Consider the following 18,482-nt stretch of genomic DNA (forward strand, 5'->3'; position numbering starts at 1 on the left):
AAAAACGCCCCGGTCCAAAGTGAGACCAGGGCGGCTGAATCAGCCAAATCCAATAACGTGAAACAAAAGGTCTGAAAGATAGAACATCTTACCTCTGTACCCTACACCTGTAACTGTATATCAAACGTGCAGTTTTTGGAACCCCTAAATGTAGTTTTTTTTCACTTTGTTGTAAGTAAATTTTACATATTGGTTTTTATTTGTCGCTTATTTTTAACAAAAAAAATAGCCAGCATCGTGCTGACTATTTATTATTATTCTTATTATTACCAATAAAAATTAGTGCGCTTGATCCCAGTTATCACCGTAACCAGTATCTGCGATAAGCGGTACATCCAGCGTCGCTGCTTGTTCCATTAATGCTTTAACTGATGCAGTTACCGCTTCAAGTGCTGATTCTTTCACTTCAAACACTAATTCATCGTGTACTTGCATTAATAAACGCACATCGCCTTCCGGTTGTTGTTGCACCCAACCATCAACCGCAATCATCGCCAACTTGATGATATCAGCTGCGGTTCCTTGCATTGGCGCATTGATTGCTGCACGCTCCGCTGCTTTTCGACGTAAACCATTACGTGATTTAATGTCTGGTAGATATAAGCGACGACCAAAGAGCGTTTCAACATAACCTTGCTCTGAAGCCGCATTACGCGTGCTTTCCATGTATTCTAAAACACCTGGATAACGCTCAAAATACACATTCATGTAGTTTTGTGCTTCATTACGTCCCATATCTAGCTGCTTCGCCAAACCAAATGCACTCATGCCATAGATCAAACCGAAGTTGATCGCTTTAGCACGGCGACGTTGCTCACTACTTACCTGCTCAATATCTAAGCCAAGGATTTCAGCGGCCGTTGCGGCGTGGATATCTTTACCATGACGGAAAGCATCTAATAATGCTTTATCACCGGATAAATGCGCCATAATACGTAATTCAATTTGAGAGTAATCGACCGCTAAGATCTTATACCCGCTTTGTGCGACAAACGCTTGGCGAATACGACGACCTTCTTCATTACGTACTGGAATATTCTGCAAATTTGGATCGCTTGATGATAGACGTCCGGTTGCAGTCACGGCTTGATGGTAAGAAGTATGCACTCGACCCGTTGCAGGATTCACCATCTTAGGCAACTTATCGGTGTAAGTAGATTTCAGTTTTGCAAGTCCACGATATTCTAAGAGTAACTTAGGCAGTGGGTAATCAAGCGCCAGCTCTTGCAATACTTCTTCATTGGTTGACGGTGTACCAGATGGCGTTTTCTTTAAAACAGGTAATCCCATTTTTTCAAATAGGATCGCTTGAAGCTGTTTTGGCGAGCTTAAATTAAATTCTTGCTCCGCAATTTCAAACGCTTTTTTCTCAATTTCATCAAGTCGAGCAGCGATCTCTGTTGATTGTGCGCCAAGCAACATACTGTCGACATAAACACCCGTGCGCTCCATACGTGAAAGTACTGGCACTAATGGCATTTCGATAGTTTCAAAGACATGCTTAAGTTTGTCGTCAGCTTCTACTTTAGGATACAACGTATTGTGCAAACGCAAAGTAATGTCAGCATCTTCAGCAGCATAAGGGCCCGCTTGCTCTAAATCGATTTGATTGAACGTTAGCTGCTTTTTACCTTTACCTGCAACCTCTTCAAAGCTGATATTCTTATGCTCTAAATAACGTAGGGCAAGGCTATCCATATCATGACGCCCAACAACGCTATTAAATACATAAGATTCAAGCATGGTATCGAACACAATACCCTGCATTTCAATGCCATAACGAGCAACAATACTGGCATCAAACTTAAGGTTTTGGCCAATTTTCGCTTGTTTTGGATCTTCAAGTAATGGTTTTAACTGCTCAAGTACCCAATCACGGTCAAGCTGCGCTGGCGCATCAAGATAATCGTGAGCCACAGGGACGTAAGCCGCTTTACCTTCTTCAATCGCAAAAGACACACCGACGACATTCGCCGTCATGTAATCTAAACCATCGGTTTCGGTATCAAAGGCAAACGCCTCTGCCGCTGTTAATTGTTCAAGCCATGTTGCAAAACTTTCTTTATCTAAAACCGTTTCATACCCGCTACGATCAATCGTTGGTGCAACGGCTTTTTTTTCAGCTGGCACATCACCTGATTTTTCGTCAGCAACAATACGGCCATCACTTCCATCAAGCATTTCAGTTAACCAACGACGGAACTGTAACTTACCAAACAGCTCGGTGAGAGCATCTGTATCTGGCACACCTTTACGCAGTTCATCAGGTGTTACATCTAGCTCAACATCCAATTTAATGGTGGCAAGCTTATATGACATGTAAGCCGCTTCTTTATTATCAATCAGCTTTTTCGCCATGGTTTTTGAACCACGGAAACCGAGAGCGGCAATATCATCTAAATTATCGTATAAGGCATCTAACCCACCGATACCGGTAAGCAATGCTTTTGCTGTTTTCTCACCAACCCCAGGCACACCTGGAATGTTATCCACTTTATCGCCCATCAGAGCAAGGTAGTCGATGATCAATTCAGGACCAATCCCAAACTTATCCACAACACCAGCGGGATCCATCACAACATCAGTCATGGTATTGATCAAAGTAACATTTTGATCCACCAGCTGCGCCATATCTTTATCACCTGTACTGATAAGTACTGGCATACCTTGTTGTGATGCTTGTGTGGATAACGTGCCAATCACATCATCAGCTTCAACCCCAGAGATCGCGATCAATGGTAGCCCCATCGCTTTGATCACCGCATGCAATGGTTCGATCTGACTGCGAAGATCGTCCGGCATCGGTGGACGATTGGCTTTATATTCAGGATACATATCATCACGGAAGGTTTTCCCTTTCGCATCAAAGATCACTGCGATATGTTCGGTTGAAAATTGACGTAACATGCTACGTAGCATGTTTACAACACCATAAATTGCGCCCGTCGGCTCACCGTCAGAATTAGTGAAATTCGGTGCAGCATGGTAAGCGCGATAAAGGTAAGAGGATCCATCAATCAGGATCAATGGATTTTCTGGAATAGTTGCCATAGGGTTATTCTTATATCCAAGCGTTTGTCGTTCAGGTTAGTAGCTCTATTATCGACCATATTAGGCGTTGAGCGACAGGAAAAATGCAATAACCATAGAATGCCACGCCCTGTCGCAAGTGTTAACCAATGTTTTATTCTATTCTCACTTTTTCTGTGGATAACTTTGTTAGTATTTAATTTACGCCAGTTGATCGTTTTTTGGGTAATTTGACAAATAAGAAACTATTACAAACACAATCAACAACTTAGCCATGAACCTTAATTTCGATCCTCGATCCCTATTTGATCATTAATTGTGGAAAACCTCATAGTGATAAAGCCAAATGCGGTAATAACATCATAAAAATCAGACGATTTGTTTAGTATCAAAACCAAAAATAACTAAATTGCGGTAATTTTAGCCGCTTATACACTATTTAATGGCAGAGATACCTATCAGTGAAAATTTATCTTCGATAAAAAACTAAAGCATAGAAAGTTGATCTCTTTTTTATCTTAATAGTGATCAATAAAGACGCTTCGATCGTGGCACAGTAAAATCACACATAAAGACTATGCCATCGTGAATGCAATAGAAAAAAATAAACGGCTTAACGATAACGGATCAATGGAAGATAAGAATAGACTAGACAGATCTTAAAAAAGAAAAAGCGACGCTACGATGAGTAGCGTCGCTCAGCAGAAGTGGTGTTCGGTTATTAGCCCTACACTAATAACACGCAACCGGAGCTGTAGTACACTGGAAGCAATGTGAGCAATGTCGTGCCATCAAGACGATATGATTATGTTCCATCCCTATCGCCTGAGTGCATGTTAATAATAACCATTCTCACTTGAGATGCAAGTATTTTATTGAGAATAATTGTCATTTGACACGATATTTTTTAACCAGTGTCTTCACTGTATAAAAAAACCGATCTTAGGATCGGTTTCTTCTTTAACCCTTATCACTAGTAACAAAACTATTGATTAGTCTTTGCCGCCACTAACGTTTGCGGTGGTAACGTTGTCAGCTTATCAATTAAGTAATTAAGTAATACGCCATAAATAGGCACAAATAGTCCGAGACTAATAATTAACTTAAAGCTGTAATCCACCAACGCAATTTCCGTCCAATTTGCTGCCATAAACGGATCGGGACTGTGGTAAAACGCTATACCAAAGAACGCAATGGTATCAATCGCATTACCAAAAATAGTGGAGGCCGTAGGGGCTATCCACCATTGTTTTAATTGGCGTAGGCGGTTGAATACCGACACATCTAAAATTTGTCCTAACAAGTAAGCCATAAAACTGGCAATCGCAATACGAGCAACAAACAGATTAAATTCCGTTAAATGTCCTAGCCCTTGGTATTCGCCTTGGAAGAACAAGACCGATAATAAATACGATACGAGCAGTGCAGGCATCATGACACGGAAAATAATTTTACGCGCCATTCCAGCCCCAAAAATACGCACGGTAAGATCGGTAGCTAAAAAGATAAACGGAAAAGTAAACGCTCCCCAGGTGGTGTGATAACCAAATACGGTAAAAGGTAACTGCACTAAATAGTTACTCGATGCAATTACGAGTAAATGAAATAGAACTAAATAACCTAGGGCTTTACGTTGCTGTTGTGGAGTAAAAGAGGGTGAAGCTATAGCATTAGATTGAGATAAAGCAGTCGTCATGTGAGACCTTTTTGTCAATGGGGGGAGGGAACCCAAACATACTTTGCTGCCAGCGTTTTATCGCCAACAACGACCAGGTCGGCGATTATACAGAAACCAGCTTGCTTGCCTAGCTTTTGATCTTACCAGCGAGATTAATTTAATAAGCTCGCAATAAAAGTGAGTGTTTCTTCATCGTCATCACTCATGGCTTCAAGCCATAACGCACCGCTGTAATGCTCACCTTTTAACAGCAAACGACAACCTTCAAAATCAATCAACCAAATATGTAGATCTGCATTACTTTCTTTCTCTACCATCTTAGCATCAATGGCGAGTAAGAAAGATTCTGCGATCGTATCAAAACTATCGAAATCAAATGCCGGGCTTTTAATCGATAAAAAACGTGCATCGCGATCAAACTGACGAATACCGAATACGTGACTTATTACTGCAGTCATCATGACTCCTATTTATTGCTTTAAATAGCGGGCTTCAATCCTTGTTATCCCTTGATGTAACCAAGTGTTAATTAGCATTACAAAGGTTAAGGTTGCTCTAGTATTCCACTTATCATCGTGGTCTTATTGGGCAGCTGCTGGAGTACGTTATCGCGAGTCCCGTCGCATAACCTAGCAGCTCGGTGAAATGAATATTCCACCAAAAATACGCAAGCTGTTTTGTCGTGACCAAACACCCTATTAAGGCTGTTTCTTTAACGCATTCTAGCCGGGCTTACCATGAGCCCGGTTTTTTTATATCTATACTCAACTTGCTAGATTCGATATTTTAATGCGGCTCTTCAATTGCCAATAAATGATCACGGATCAAGCCTAAAAAAACCTCTCCGTATTTTTCTAGTTTACGCTGACCCACCCCGTTCACCGCAAGAAAGTCGCCATTTGACGTCGGTAATCGCTCTGCCATTTCCATTAAGCTGGCATCGTTAAACACCACATAAGGCGGTAGATCTTCTTCATCAGCAATCGCTTTTCGCAATTTACGTAACTTGGCAAACAATTTTTTATCGTACTGGCGATTCGCGAGTTTATTCACTTTCATGTTACGGGCAATATTATCCAGTCGCGGAACTGCAAGTTCTAAACCAATCTCAGCACGTAATAGTGGGCGGGCTTTTTCTGTTAATTGCAGTACGGAATTACGGCTAATATTCTGGGTTAAGTACCCCAAATGAATTAACTGGCGTAATACACTCACCCAATATTCATGGCTGTATTCACGCCCAATACCATAAGTACTTAATTTATCATGTCCATGCTCGCGGATTCGTTGGTTTTGCATCCCACGAAGCACTTCAACGATATAGGTAATACCGAAACTTTGGTTAACACGGTAGACACAAGACAAGGCTTTTTGCGCCACTTCGACCGCATTAAAACGCTGCGGCGGATCTAAACACACATCACAGTTACCACATGGTTCATCACGGTGCTCACCAAAGTAATGCAACAATACCTGACGACGACAGGTTTGTGCTTCAGCAAACGCGCCCATCGCATGCAGTTTATGACGTTCGACGTCCTTTTGTTGCCCTTCTTCTTTTTCATCTAAACAACGGCGAAGCCATGCTAAATCTGAAGGATCGTAAAACATTACCGCCTCAGCAGGTAAACCATCACGCCCTGCTCGACCTGTTTCTTGGTAATACGATTCAATGTTACGAGGAATATCAAAATGCACGACATACCGCACATTGGGTTTATTGATCCCCATACCAAAGGCAACAGTGGCAACCACGATATGAATATCATCACGTTGAAACGCCTCTTGAACATTGGCTCGCTCAACATGATCTAACCCCGCATGATAGGCCTCTGCACGTATGCCTTTATCTCGCAGTTTTTCACTGATCTGTTCTACTTTCTTACGACTATTGCAATAAATAATGCCGCACTGCCCACGCATACCTTCAACATAGCGAATAATTTGTGTTAACGGTTTATGTTTTTCCCACAAAATATAACGAATATTCGGGCGATCAAAACTGCCTAGATACTCATGAGGGCTCTGCAATCCTAGGCGGCTAACAATATCATGGCGGGTTGTTTCATCTGCCGTGGCAGTTAATGCCATTATCGGTAGGTTTTCAAACGACTGCTTCAATCGTCCGAGAGCGGCATATTCTGGTCTAAAATCATGTCCCCATTGGGAGATACAATGCGCTTCATCAACCGCGACCATCGCCAGCGGTACGTCACGCAAACGATCAATAAAATCATACGTTAATACGCGCTCTGGCGAGACATAGACTAGCTTCACCGTCGCATCTTTCATCGCATCAAACACGGCGAGGATCTCATCACGCTCCATCGTCGAATTGATATAAGCGGCAGCAACACCATTGGCTTTAAGCTGATCGACCTGATCTTTCATCAATGAAATAAGCGGTGAAATAACCAGCGTGATCCCTTCTTTTAATAAAGCAGGGATCTGATAACACAATGACTTACCACCACCCGTTGGCATAATCACCAAGCAATCTTCGTCACGATTGACGGCATCAATCACATCCAGTTGACCTACACGAAATTGCTGATAACCGAAAATTTCCTGTAAAACAGACTCGCTCGTAGATGCTGATAATGCAGAACTGGGTCCATGATGGCAGACGGATGACATGATAAGTCTCTTGGCTAAACGGGGCGTTCATTCTATACCTAAAGCCCCCTTTGATGCGAGGTAGTAACTTGGCTATCAATTAAAAACTCGATGCTCTGGTTTTCCATCATCTTTTCAGCAATAAAATAAATACTGGTATATCAAGCGATCTTATTTATATACTGCTATAGAATAAAAGTTAACCAATGTTAGATTTGGAGTTTCATGGAAGATAACAACAATCTCGCTAAGCGTGGGATCATTCTCGCTATTTCTGCCTATACCATGTGGGGAATAGCGCCGATCTACTTCAAATCCATTACCAGCGTTCCTCCGCTCGAAATACTGAGTCATCGCGTGATTTGGTCGTTCTTCTTCCTTGCACTCATTATTGCATTCAGCCGCCAGTGGGTGCGTGTCAAAGCCGTTCTCACTCAACCGAAAACGCTTTTCCTACTCACAATATCTGCGTTACTTGTCGGTTGTAATTGGCTTATTTTCATCTGGGCGGTCAATAACAATCATCTTTTAGATGCCAGTTTAGGCTACTACATTAATCCACTGTTAAATGTGCTACTCGGCATGTTGTTACTGGGTGAGAGGTTACGTCGCTTACAGTGGGCGGCAGTTTTAATCGCTGCGATCGGTGTTATTGCCGAGCTCATTCAATTTGGGTCATTACCTTGGATTGCCTTTGCACTTGCGACCAGCTTTGGGTTTTATGGCCTATTACGAAAAAAAATCAATATTGATGCTCAAACTGGCTTATTTATTGAAACCTTTGTGTTGTTACCGTTAGCCGCTATTTATCTCTTTTTTATCAGTAGCAGCCCAACGGCTAACCTGACGGATAATTCCTTCAATCTCAATTTACTGTTAGTCGCTGCCGGTATTGTCACTACCTTGCCTTTACTGTGTTTTACCGGTGCCGCAACGAAATTAAAGCTGTCTACCTTAGGTTTTCTACAATATATCGGCCCTAGTTTGATGTTCATATTAGCGACTTTTATTTATCAAGAGCCGTTTAAATTAGAACATGGCATTACCTTTGGCTGTATTTGGTTGGCGCTGTTGTTATTTAGTATTGATGGGATCCGATCTCATCAACAATCATCGAATAATAAAAATTAGCGACGAGCTTGTTTGCTTTTAGATAATCATTCGACATGTATGATAGAACTCTCATTTTTATTATCTAACTCAAGCAAATAAAAGTATAAAATAGCGTTCAGTTAACGACATTACTCCACTCATAAGGATTGAAGATGCCAAGGTTCACCTCCGCTACAGCCTTTTTATTGAGTGTTTGTTGTTTTTCATTTCCAGCATTAGCCAATGAAGTTCAACAAGCCTCTGATCACATTGAACCTGAGCCGAGTACTAACCAACAATCACAACCGTTGGTTTCAGGTAAAGAGTGGATGATCGCCACGGCCAATCCTTATGCCAGTCAAGCAGGAGCTGATATTTTACGTCAGGGTGGCAGTGCTGTTGATGCAATGATCACCGCGCAACTAATATTAGGCTTAGTTGAGCCACAATCATCAGGGATCGGTGGTGGTGGATTTTTGGTGTATTGGGATAATGACAATAACCAAATGACGACATTTGATGGTCGAGAAACAGCCCCTTTTGCTGTGACTCCCCGTTTGTTTCAAGACAATCAAGGTCAGCCGCTAAAATTCTATGATGCCGTTGTCGGTGGACGATCTGTCGGTACACCGGGTACGATTAAACTGCTATGGCGTAGTCATCAGCAATACGGAAAATTGCCATGGAAAACGCTGTTTCTTCCTGCGATCAAATTAGCCAAAGAAGGGTTCATCGTCAGCCCTCGGCTTGCTGCAATGGTTGAGAACGATGCAGAAAATCTTCGTCGCTACCCTACGACTAAAGCCTACTTTTTTGACTCACAAGGCAAACCACTTCAAGCAGGAAGTAAGTTAGTTAATAACGCTTATTCAAATACCTTACGTCAAATTGCTGATTATGGCCCAAGAGCCTTTTATCAAGGCGATATTGCACGAGATATTGTTAATACCGTCCAAAACGCAGAAGGTAATCCTGGGGTATTAAACACGATGGATCTCGCCAGCTACAGCGTTAAACAACGTGAGCCTATTTGTGCCCCCTACCGTCAATATCAAATTTGTGGAATGGGGCCACCCAGCTCTGGCGCATTAACCTTGGGGCAAATATTGGCCATGCTCAATCATTATCCCTTGGATAAGCTCGGTGCCGATAACGTCAAAAGTTGGCAGTTAATTGGTGATGCCTCGCGTTTAGCTTTTGCTGATCGCGGTCGCTATATGGCAGACAGTGATTATGTGCCAATGCCTGTTCGTGGCTTACTCGATCCGAACTACCTTGCCGAGCGTGCTAAATTACTCGAGGGAAATAAAGCATTACCCCAAGTAAAACCGGGAATGCCACCTTGGAATCATGCCAATAACCGCGCCAGTGATGAAGCGATCGAACTGCCTTCCACCAGCCATTTATCGATTGTAGATAAAGAAGGTAATGTGGTCTCACTCACCTCGACGATTGAAAACAGTTTTGGTTCACGGTTAATGGTCAGGGGATTTCTACTCAATAATGAATTAACGGACTTTTCATTCCGCAGCCAAATTGAGGGAGTTCCTGTTGCTAACCGAATAGAGCCAGGTAAACGACCTCGCTCGTCAATGACACCCACGATTGTGATGAAAAACAACCAGCCAGTGCTAACCATCGGCTCACCCGGAGGAAGTCAGATCATTGGTTATCTTGCAAAAACCTTAGTCGCGTATATTGATTGGGGGATGGATTTACAACAAGCGATCAACTTACCGAATATGAATAATCGCTTCGGTACCTTTGAACTTGAAAAAAACACGCCCGCGGCAGAGTGGGCGCCAAAGCTTGAGAAGCTGGGCTATAAAATCCAAATCAAAGATCTGAATTCAGGTATTCAAGCGATAAGTATTGCGCCAAATCAGCTTATTGGGGCAGCCGATCCTCGTCGAGAAGGTAAAGTGATCAGCCAATAACCGCGCTAATACGCAGATAAAAGAAAAAAGCCCAGCACTCAAAAGATGATTGCTGGGCTTTATTGTTAAGTGTTACGAACAATTAAAAACGCATACTATTACATTGGTGTAAGCTTGGCGTACTGAGTCACCAACCACTTAATGCCTTCACCATTAAACGCCACCTGCACACGGCTTTGTGCGCCACTGCCTTCAAAGTTAATGATGGTGCCTTCACCAAATTTTGGATGTTCAACACGCTGACCTAGGTTAAAACCTGTCTCATTAAAGTTGTTATTCACCTGTGTTTGGCTAAAACGACCACTGCTTGCCGGACGTGACACTTGCGCTTTCATGCGGACTTCTTCGACGAACTGGTCGGGAATTTCGCGGATAAAGCGTGAAGGTTTGTGGAAGTTATCTTTACCGTATAAACGACGCATTTCAGCATACGTGATATACAGTTTTTGCATTGCACGGGTCATCCCCACGTAACACAAACGACGCTCTTCTTCTAAACGTCCCACTTCCTCTGTGGTACGTGAGCTAGGGAACATCCCCTCTTCTACACCCACCATAAATACTACTGGGAATTCTAGACCTTTAGCACTGTGCATCGTCATCAACTGCACCGCATCTTCAAAGTCATCCGCCTGACCATCACCGGCTTCTAATGCCGCATGGGCTAAGAAGGCCGCCAGTGGCGTCATGCTTTCTGCTTCTTCTGGGATTTCAAACTGACGAGTTGCTGTGACCAATTCTTCTAAGTTTTCAATACGCGCTTGGGCTTTTTCGCCTTTTTCTTGCTCGTACATTGCACGTAAACCGGAATGTCGAATGACTTCATCAGTCTGCTGATACATTGGCAAGTCGGCGGTATCGTCTTCAAGCGCATTAATCAGCTCGATAAAACGACGTAATGAATTCGCCGCACGACCTGCTAAAACTTGCTCTTCAAGCAAGGCAATACTCGATTGCCACATAGTTAAACCACGATCGCGAGCAGCTAAACGAATCGTCTCTAACGTGCGATCGCCCAAACCACGCGTCGGGGTATTTACCACACGCTCAAACGAGGCATCATCATTACGATTGGAGATTAAACGCATATAAGACAACGCATCTTTGATCTCTTGGCGTTCGAAGAATCGCATACCACCGTAGATACGATACGGCAGTCCAGCTTGAATTAATGCTTCTTCTAATACCCGTGATTGGGCGTTACTACGGTACAAGAAAGCCGTTTCGTTGAGGCTGCCACCTTGCTCGCGCCATTCTTTGATTTTCCCCACCGCAAAACGCGCTTCATCGAGTTCGTTAAACGCAGAATAGAGCGAAATCGGCTCACCTTCACCACCGTCAGTCCAAAGTTTCTTGCCCATACGCTCGTTGTTATTGGCAATCAACTCATTGGCAGCATTTAGAATATTGCCGGTCGAACGGTAGTTTTGTTCAAGGAAAATCGACGACGCATCTTTAAATTCATTTAAGAAACGCTGAATATTTTCAATTTTTGCCCCTCGCCAACCATAAATAGACTGGTCGTCATCACCTACGATCATCACATGGCAATCAGGTCCCGCCATTAAGCGTAACCACGCAAACTGAATGCTATTGGTATCTTGGAACTCGTCAACCAGAATGTGCTTAAAGCGTGCTTGGTAATGTTCACGGATATGCTTGTTATCGCGCAATAACTCATAAGATCGCAGCAATAGTTCAGCAAAATCGACCATACCCGCACGATCGCACGCTTCTTGGTAAGCGGTGTAAATACGCAACCAAGTTTGTTCTACAGGATCGCTATAGGTTTCAACGTGTTTAGGACGTAAGCCTTCATCTTTCTTGGCATTGATATACCAAGCAGCCTGACGAGCGGGCCAATGCTTTTCATCTAGATTCTGCGCTTTGATCAAGCGACGCAATAAACGCATCTGATCATCAGAATCCAAAATATTAAAATCTTCCGGCAAACGCGCATCAAGGTAGTGGGCACGAAGCATGCGGTGACATAGTCCGTGGAAAGTACCGTTCCACATTCCGGCACTTGAGCCGTGCATTAACTCATTAATACGCCCACGCATTTCTGCGGCCGCTTTGTTGGTAAAGGTCACCGACATAATCGAATACGGTGATGCTTGCTCTACCGATAACAACCAAGCAATGCGATGAACCAGCACTCGTGTCTTACCACTACCGGCGCCAGCCAGTACGAGGTGGTTACCCAACGGCGCTGCCACCGCTTCTCTTTGTTTATCATTGAGCCCGTCTAATAGGAGTGAAACGTCCATCGCTATCTACTGGTTATTTATACAATGGTGATGATTATAACAGCACGAAAAAAGATTGCCTCGATATCTTCATCTTTCCTTAGTGCAGAAAATTGTTTTAATTTTAATCATTTTTTTTCGCAATAAATATCAGCCTTCCCCTTTCCTATTAAACAGAGCGTTTTAACGCCACATAAAAATCAGCCAACTAAGTTATATCTCAATGAGGGTTTCATCATGAACAACGTAAACAAGCTTGCACTCGCATCAGCCATGACAGGTCTTATCGCATTAGCAGGTACAGTAGCCTCAACTTCTGCCGTTGCTGGCGAAGCAAAAGAAAAATGTTATGGGGTGGCGAAAGCAGGAAAAAATGACTGCGCAACCAAAACCACATCATGTGCAGGCTCAGCGAAAGAAGATGGTCAAAAAGATGCCTTCATTGCGATGCCTAAAGGGCTTTGCGATCGCCTTCATGGTGGTTCAACAGAGTCCGCATAATGAGCTATCCATTATTAACGGATATGGTTGGGGTGGGTTTACGCTCACCTCATCACCAACCGATTATCGAGCAACGCCCGGATATTGGCTGGCTTGAAATTCACAGTGAAAACTATTTCAACCGCTATACGCCTCAATATCAACAACTGTTAGCCATCATCGAGCATTACCCGATGAGTTGTCATGGTATTGGGTTATCCCTTGGCTCAGCCGATCCAATTAACCGTGAGCATTTAAAGCAACTGAAACAACTCATTGACGTTGTTAATCCTTTTGCGGTTTCAGATCACCTCAGTTGGAGTTCAGTTAACGGTCAATACTTTAACGATTTACTGCCTCTACCTTATACCGAAGAAGCGCTTGATGTTTTCTGTACGCATGTCGAACAAGTGCAAGATTACCTCAACAGACAATTATTAATTGAAAACCCATCGAGCTATCTCAGTTTTAAGCACTCCGTTATACCGGAATGGGAGTTTCTAACTGCCGTTCAACAACGCACAGGATGTGGCTTGTTATTAGATTTAAACAATCTTTACGTCAATAGCTTTAACCATCAGTTTGATTGCCAAACTTATTTAGATGCCATCAATCCCGATACGGTAAAAGAGATCCACCTTGCAGGCTTTACGGTGAAACAATTCCCTGAAGGGGAAATATGGATTGATACCCATAGTAAGCCGGTAAGTGAGCCTGTATGGCAACTTTATCGTCAATGGATACAGCAAAATGGTAAGCATACTCCAACCTTAATAGAGTGGGATGCAGAGTTACCATCATTAGAGATACTCCTTGCTGAAGCGGCTAGAGCGAACGCGTTCCTTCAACGAGAACATCACCATGAAATATGCTGTCAACAATGAACTGCACCAACTCCAAAGCGCCTTTTCCGATGCGCTGCAATATAAACACAGCTATGCGTCTACGACGATAAAAGCCACCACCTTTAGTGCCGAGCAACATCTACAAATTTATCGAAATAATTTTATTTTGAGTTTAACCGATATTCTTTCGGCAACGTATCCCGCAGTCTTGGCGATGATCGGCCATGACTGTTTTGTTCAACTGGCGCGATTACACATACTGCACTCTCCCTTAACGCAAGGCGATGTGAGCCATTACGGTGAAGGGTTTCATCACACTATTGCGAATAATGAAACCATCAACAAAGCTTTACCGTATTTATCGGATCTCGCTCAACTCGAATGGTACCGAGATATTGTCAGCCGCATGCCATCACAACAACACGGTTTTCCATTTGAAAAATTACAACACCTTCAAAATTCAGAAAATGCCGATGCCTTTGGACAAAGCTATTTTCATATTCCTGAGGCAACCTATGTTTTGACCAGCCCGTATAGTGTCGGAGATTTGTGGCATATTGTAGAGAGTGAAAGGCTCAACCATCACGCATCAGCGTTTTCTAGCGCTGATGATCCATTGGCAGCACTTGATATCGATCAGCCACAAACCGTGGTTATTCAATTACGTGGCAACGAAATATTAACGCAGGTTATCTCTTCAGATCTCAAGGCGTTAATCATTCACTGCCAACAACAAAAATCACTTCAACAAGCCTCGCCACAGATGCTTGAACAACTACCTTTATTATTTGAATATCAACTCACCGACGATATCGTGGAGGCAAACGATGGATAGTTTTATTCGCAGTATCGACCCTTTTTTCTCACGGCTAACGACCCCTTTTATCCCACTTGTGCTGCTCTTTACTCGTCTCTGGGTTGCATGGGTATTTTTTCAATCTGGCATGATCAAATACTCAAGCTGGGACAGCACCTTATACCTTTTTGAATACGAGTATCATGTGCCCTTATTACCATGGCACTGGGCGGCATATATTGGTACTGCGGTTGAAGTTTTTATCCCTATTTTTCTCACGCTGGGGCTATTTACTCGCCCGATGGCATTCGTACTTTTTGGATTTAACGTCATGGCAGTCATTTCCTATCCCGCACTTTGGGAAAAAGGATTTTATGATCACCAACTGTGGGGAATGATGCTACTCACCAATGTGATCTGGGGGGCGGGAAGTCTCTCTTTTGATCACTTATTTAATCGTGGCCACCTTCACCATTCTTTCTAAATATCGATCGTGTTTTAATATGCTATACGCAATAAAAAAGCGACCCATGGTCGCTTTTTTTACTGCTCTAATCCGACAATCTCAAGCAGCTGCGCCAATTGCGTAATTTCTACATCGGGTAAGATCAACGCTTGCGATTGCTGCTGAATCAATTTTTGTTGATCGTTAAACCAACACGCTTGAAAGCCATGCTGTTTCGCGCCTTTTACATCGGTAATAAGATGATCACCAACATGTAAGATTGTCGCGGCTGGTACATTTAGGGTATTAACCGCAAGGTTAAATAAATCTGCCTCAGGTTTTGCTAAACCATCTTTGCCCGCTTGAAACACGTCGACAAAATATGGCGCTAAGCCAATTTTTTCTGCATCAACATTACCATTTGTTAGCCCGACTAGCGGAAAATGGTCACTTAATTGCTTTAATACTCGATGCGTTTCTGCAGGAACATCGACTTGGTTGCGAACAGCCAGTACAGTATCTAACCCCTGCTGCGCTAAAATTTCTGCCTCTGATAGACGAAACCCTAGCTGCATTAAACCTATTTTAATGGTTTCATATCGCCACAAACTGACATCATGTTTGAGCATTGGATCTAGCATCGCTAATTGCGATTTAAGCGATGACCAAACGGTTTTATCAATTATGATACGTGACGGTAAGATCTGCGTTAACCAGTCAAGCATTGCTTGTTCAGCACGAACAATCACCGGACGGTTATCGTATAAGGTATCGTCAAGATCAAAAGTTAAGGCACTAATTGGCGTTAATTGGCGGTAAAAATGCATAATTTCTCTGTATTGATACGTAGCAGTCAATGTTATTTATTACGCTTAGCACGAGGATGTGCTTCATCATACACTTTCGCTAAATGCTGAAAATCCAAATGAGTATAGATTTGGGTTGTCGATAAATTTGCGTGACCTAAAAGCTCTTGTACTGCACGTAAATCGCCGCTCGATTCCAACATATGTGTCGCAAAACTGTGACGTAGTTTATGGGGGTTAATGTGGCTTGATACTGCCTGTTTTTGTCCCCATTCCGCCATTCTTTTCTGCACATTTCGAGTCGAAATACGCGTGCCTAATTTAGACACAAACAGTGCTGGCTCTTCTGCTTGAGCAAGATTATCACGCAACTTCAGCCATTTCGCTACCCATTCACGAGCAAGGCCAGAGAAAGGAACCACCCTTTCTTTATCGCCCTTACCAATTACCCGTAAGTCGCCTTTACTTAAACTGATATGACGCACATCAATACCAACCAACTCGGCTAAACGTAACCCTGCACCGTACATCAATTCCATCATTGCGCGATCACGAATTGCTAATGGATCATCATCGTTAACATCCAACAATTGATTCATTTCATCCACATCCAAATTCTTGGGTAATGGACGTGCTTTTCGTGGCGCCGCAACGCCTTTTGCAGGGTTGGCTTTTAAAACATTTTGGTGGACTAAAAAATCAAAAAAACTTCGCAAGGCTGATAAGCGCATCGCAAGGCTACTCGCCTTTAAGCCATCTCGCATCCCTTTACTGGCGATTTGACGAACCCAACCGGCATCCACTTGCTGCCAATTATCGACGCTCAATTCGACCAATTGTTCAGCAATACGCGTTAGCTGACGCTTATAATTTTGCTGAGTATGTAAGCTTAGTTCACGTTCACTACGTAAATATTCGTAGAAACGTTCAAGTGGTTGTTCCAAGCTGCGGGGCAACATATTAGTCAATAACCTCACGGGTATATTGCCAATGCTCTATCAGGTAACTAATGGTTGTTGCTAACTGCTCAACAAACAAGGTGTCCATTTCGGGTTGAAAATGTCCACCATCTGCGCTCGCAAAACTCAATACACCATTGGCAGCCGATCGACCTAATGGCAACACAATAAACGATCCTAACTGCGGCGGATGGCTATATAACAATTCAGCTTCAGGGCGACGTAGACGACCTAAGTACGGACGATCTTGAACTAAACGAGAACGATAAAAATCGTTAAATTGGCGACGTTCGAGATATAACAACTTATCTTCGCTATCAAACAAGCGAAGACAAACAGAAAGATCCAATTGCGCCGCTAAGGTATCAATAATCGTCAGTACCTGATAAATATTATGGCATTGTAATAATTGTACTTGAGCATTAGAGAACAAGACCGATAACTCACCACTTTTGGTTGCATTGGCGAGTAACGTGGCATGTTGTTGCTCAAGCTCGGCGATCCGTAGTCGTAGTCGCTCTAATTGAATATCAACCAGAGAGACGGTACCACGCTCTTGATGAGGGATCCGCACCTCACTCAACCACTCCGATTGACGTGAAAAAAAAGTGGGATTATTGCGCAAGTAAGTTACAACTGCTTGCTCATTCAGCACCTCATTCAAGTCATCCCCTGATGAACAAGTTTGCTGAGAATGTGTTGTCATTGAATAAATTGTCCGTCAAAAACGTGAGCGGCAGGGCCGGTCATAAATAATGGTTTACCTTCCCCCGCCCAACGAATATATAAATCACCACCAGGTAGAGAAACTTTTACATTTTCATCCAGCAAACCTTGCACTCGCCCAATCGCAACCGCCGCACAGGCACCGCTACCACAAGCTTGCGTTTCACCCGCACCACGCTCATAAACGCGCAAACGCACGTTATTGCGATCGAGCACTTGCATAAAGCCAGCATTAACACGCTCAGGAAAACGTTCATGGGATTCTAATAACGGGCCTAATGTATCGACATCGGCAGTATCAACATCATCAACCATCGTTACACAGTGCGGATTCCCCATACTTGCCGCGCCACAGAAAAGCGTGTGCTCACCTGCACGTAAAATATAGGTTTTTTCAGCCTGTTTAGCTTTCATCGGGATCTTGCTCGGTTCAAAGATCGGCACACCCATATTCACTGTCACCTGATTATCATTTTCAAGTTTCAGCAACATTTTCCCTGCTTTTGTACTCACCGAAATATGGTATTTATTGGTTAACCCTTTCATTGAAACAAAACGGGCAAAACAACGGGCACCGTTACCACATTGTTCGACTTCACTACCATCAGCATTAAAAATACGGTAATGAAAATCCGTTTCAGGATCATAAGGCGGTTCAACCACTAACAGTTGGTCAAAGCCGATACCACGATGTCGATCCGCCAAACGGCGGATCGCATCAGGTGAAAAAAATACATTTTGTGTCACGCAGTCAACAACAACAAAGTCATTGCCTAACCCATGCATTTTGGAAAAGTTAATCTGCATGATGTTCCTTAATTTT

15 protein-coding genes are annotated in these 18,482 nt (G+C 43.1%); 6 read left to right on the forward strand and 9 right to left on the reverse strand.

Annotated elements, in window-relative coordinates; translation table 11 throughout:
• Positions 1-279: 279 nt before the first annotated feature.
• The 4 genes from polA to recQ form a co-directional block, all read right to left on the reverse strand.
• Positions 280-3,051 (reverse strand): DNA polymerase I, encoded by a 2,772-nt coding sequence (gene polA / locus C9J46_RS14760; protein WP_107291116.1) that lies wholly within the window; start codon positions 3,049-3,051, stop codon positions 280-282.
• Between the two features lie 964 nt (positions 3,052-4,015).
• The gene (locus C9J46_RS14765; protein WP_107207796.1) at positions 4,016-4,726 is read right to left on the reverse strand and encodes a 7-cyano-7-deazaguanine/7-aminomethyl-7-deazaguanine transporter; all 711 of its coding nucleotides are present in this window, start codon (positions 4,724-4,726) and stop codon (positions 4,016-4,018) included.
• A gap of 134 nt (positions 4,727-4,860) precedes the next feature.
• Positions 4,861-5,166 (reverse strand): DUF3630 family protein, encoded by a 306-nt coding sequence (locus tag C9J46_RS14770; RefSeq protein ID WP_107261174.1) that lies wholly within the window; start codon positions 5,164-5,166, stop codon positions 4,861-4,863.
• A 328-nt stretch (positions 5,167-5,494) separates the two neighbouring features.
• Complete coding sequence (gene recQ, locus C9J46_RS14775; RefSeq protein WP_107291117.1) at positions 5,495-7,345, reverse strand: ATP-dependent DNA helicase RecQ; 1,851 nt, start codon at positions 7,343-7,345, stop codon at positions 5,495-5,497.
• A gap of 204 nt (positions 7,346-7,549) precedes the next feature.
• Here recQ and rarD point away from each other — a divergent pair, with 204 nt between their 5' ends.
• The gene (rarD, locus tag C9J46_RS14780) at positions 7,550-8,455 is read left to right on the forward strand and encodes an EamA family transporter RarD (protein WP_107291118.1); all 906 of its coding nucleotides are present in this window, start codon (positions 7,550-7,552) and stop codon (positions 8,453-8,455) included.
• A 134-nt stretch (positions 8,456-8,589) separates the two neighbouring features.
• The gene (gene ggt / locus C9J46_RS14785) at positions 8,590-10,353 is read left to right on the forward strand and encodes a gamma-glutamyltransferase (RefSeq protein ID WP_107291119.1); all 1,764 of its coding nucleotides are present in this window, start codon (positions 8,590-8,592) and stop codon (positions 10,351-10,353) included.
• 98 nt (positions 10,354-10,451) lie between these two features.
• On the opposite strand, the gene uvrD is transcribed toward ggt, so the two are convergent.
• On the reverse strand, positions 10,452-12,623 hold the full coding sequence (gene uvrD, locus C9J46_RS14790) for a DNA helicase II (RefSeq protein ID WP_107291120.1): 2,172 nt from the start codon (positions 12,621-12,623) through the stop codon (positions 10,452-10,454).
• Between the two features lie 216 nt (positions 12,624-12,839).
• On the opposite strand from uvrD, the gene C9J46_RS14795 reads away from it, so the two are divergent.
• Genes C9J46_RS14795 through C9J46_RS14810 form a run of 4 tightly spaced genes read left to right on the forward strand, consistent with a single transcriptional unit; the run spans position 12,840 to position 15,207 of the window.
• Positions 12,840-13,103 carry a DUF2282 domain-containing protein gene (locus C9J46_RS14795; protein WP_045084575.1) on the forward strand — a complete coding sequence of 88 codons (264 nt, stop codon included), beginning with the start codon at positions 12,840-12,842 and terminating at the stop codon, positions 13,101-13,103.
• A complete protein-coding gene (locus C9J46_RS14800; protein ID WP_107291121.1) occupies positions 13,103-13,966 on the forward strand; it encodes a DUF692 domain-containing protein in 864 nt (287 codons plus the stop codon). Before C9J46_RS14795 ends, C9J46_RS14800 begins: the two co-directional genes overlap by 1 nt.
• A complete protein-coding gene (locus C9J46_RS14805; RefSeq protein ID WP_107291122.1) occupies positions 13,944-14,762 on the forward strand; it encodes a DNA-binding domain-containing protein in 819 nt (272 codons plus the stop codon). Before C9J46_RS14800 ends, C9J46_RS14805 begins: the two co-directional genes overlap by 23 nt.
• Positions 14,755-15,207, forward strand: a complete 453-nt coding sequence (locus C9J46_RS14810; protein WP_107287859.1) for a DoxX family protein — start codon at positions 14,755-14,757, stop codon at positions 15,205-15,207. The genes C9J46_RS14805 and C9J46_RS14810 overlap by 8 nt, the downstream gene beginning before the upstream one ends.
• 59 nt (positions 15,208-15,266) lie before the next feature.
• Here C9J46_RS14810 and yigB read toward each other — a convergent pair whose 3' ends face one another.
• Genes yigB through dapF form a run of 4 tightly spaced genes read right to left on the reverse strand, consistent with a single transcriptional unit; the run spans position 15,267 to position 18,466 of the window.
• Positions 15,267-15,995 carry a 5-amino-6-(5-phospho-D-ribitylamino)uracil phosphatase YigB gene (yigB, locus tag C9J46_RS14815; protein WP_107291123.1) on the reverse strand — a complete coding sequence of 243 codons (729 nt, stop codon included), beginning with the start codon at positions 15,993-15,995 and terminating at the stop codon, positions 15,267-15,269.
• Between the two features lie 32 nt (positions 15,996-16,027).
• A complete protein-coding gene (gene xerC / locus C9J46_RS14820; protein WP_107247548.1) occupies positions 16,028-16,933 on the reverse strand; it encodes a tyrosine recombinase XerC in 906 nt (301 codons plus the stop codon).
• Between the two features lies 1 nt (position 16,934).
• On the reverse strand, positions 16,935-17,639 hold the full coding sequence (locus tag C9J46_RS14825; RefSeq protein ID WP_107291124.1) for a DUF484 family protein: 705 nt from the start codon (positions 17,637-17,639) through the stop codon (positions 16,935-16,937).
• The gene (gene dapF, locus C9J46_RS14830) at positions 17,636-18,466 is read right to left on the reverse strand and encodes a diaminopimelate epimerase (RefSeq protein ID WP_107207808.1); all 831 of its coding nucleotides are present in this window, start codon (positions 18,464-18,466) and stop codon (positions 17,636-17,638) included. The genes C9J46_RS14825 and dapF overlap by 4 nt, the downstream gene beginning before the upstream one ends.
• Positions 18,467-18,482: the final 16 nt, after the last annotated feature.

Source organism: Photobacterium sp. GB-36 (assembly GCF_003026135.1).
Classification (GTDB): Bacteria; Pseudomonadota; Gammaproteobacteria; order Enterobacterales; family Vibrionaceae; genus Photobacterium.

Coding starts and splice junctions, on each gene's coding strand:
- polA (WP_107291116.1), bottom strand. CDS start 3,051: ATGGCAACTATTCCAGAAAATCCATTGATCCTGATTGATGGATCCTCT.
- C9J46_RS14765 (WP_107207796.1), bottom strand. CDS start 4,726: ATGACGACTGCTTTATCTCAATCTAATGCTATAGCTTCACCCTCTTTT.
- C9J46_RS14770 (WP_107261174.1), bottom strand. CDS start 5,166: ATGACTGCAGTAATAAGTCACGTATTCGGTATTCGTCAGTTTGATCGC.
- recQ (WP_107291117.1), bottom strand. CDS start 7,345: ATGTCATCCGTCTGCCATCATGGACCCAGTTCTGCATTATCAGCATCT.
- rarD (WP_107291118.1), top strand. CDS start 7,550: ATGGAAGATAACAACAATCTCGCTAAGCGTGGGATCATTCTCGCTATT.
- ggt (WP_107291119.1), top strand. CDS start 8,590: ATGCCAAGGTTCACCTCCGCTACAGCCTTTTTATTGAGTGTTTGTTGT.
- uvrD (WP_107291120.1), bottom strand. CDS start 12,623: ATGGACGTTTCACTCCTATTAGACGGGCTCAATGATAAACAAAGAGAA.
- C9J46_RS14795 (WP_045084575.1), top strand. CDS start 12,840: ATGAACAACGTAAACAAGCTTGCACTCGCATCAGCCATGACAGGTCTT.
- C9J46_RS14800 (WP_107291121.1), top strand. CDS start 13,103: ATGAGCTATCCATTATTAACGGATATGGTTGGGGTGGGTTTACGCTCA.
- C9J46_RS14805 (WP_107291122.1), top strand. CDS start 13,944: ATGAAATATGCTGTCAACAATGAACTGCACCAACTCCAAAGCGCCTTT.
- C9J46_RS14810 (WP_107287859.1), top strand. CDS start 14,755: ATGGATAGTTTTATTCGCAGTATCGACCCTTTTTTCTCACGGCTAACG.
- yigB (WP_107291123.1), bottom strand. CDS start 15,995: ATGCATTTTTACCGCCAATTAACGCCAATTAGTGCCTTAACTTTTGAT.
- xerC (WP_107247548.1), bottom strand. CDS start 16,933: ATGTTGCCCCGCAGCTTGGAACAACCACTTGAACGTTTCTACGAATAT.
- C9J46_RS14825 (WP_107291124.1), bottom strand. CDS start 17,639: ATGACAACACATTCTCAGCAAACTTGTTCATCAGGGGATGACTTGAAT.
- dapF (WP_107207808.1), bottom strand. CDS start 18,466: ATGCAGATTAACTTTTCCAAAATGCATGGGTTAGGCAATGACTTTGTT.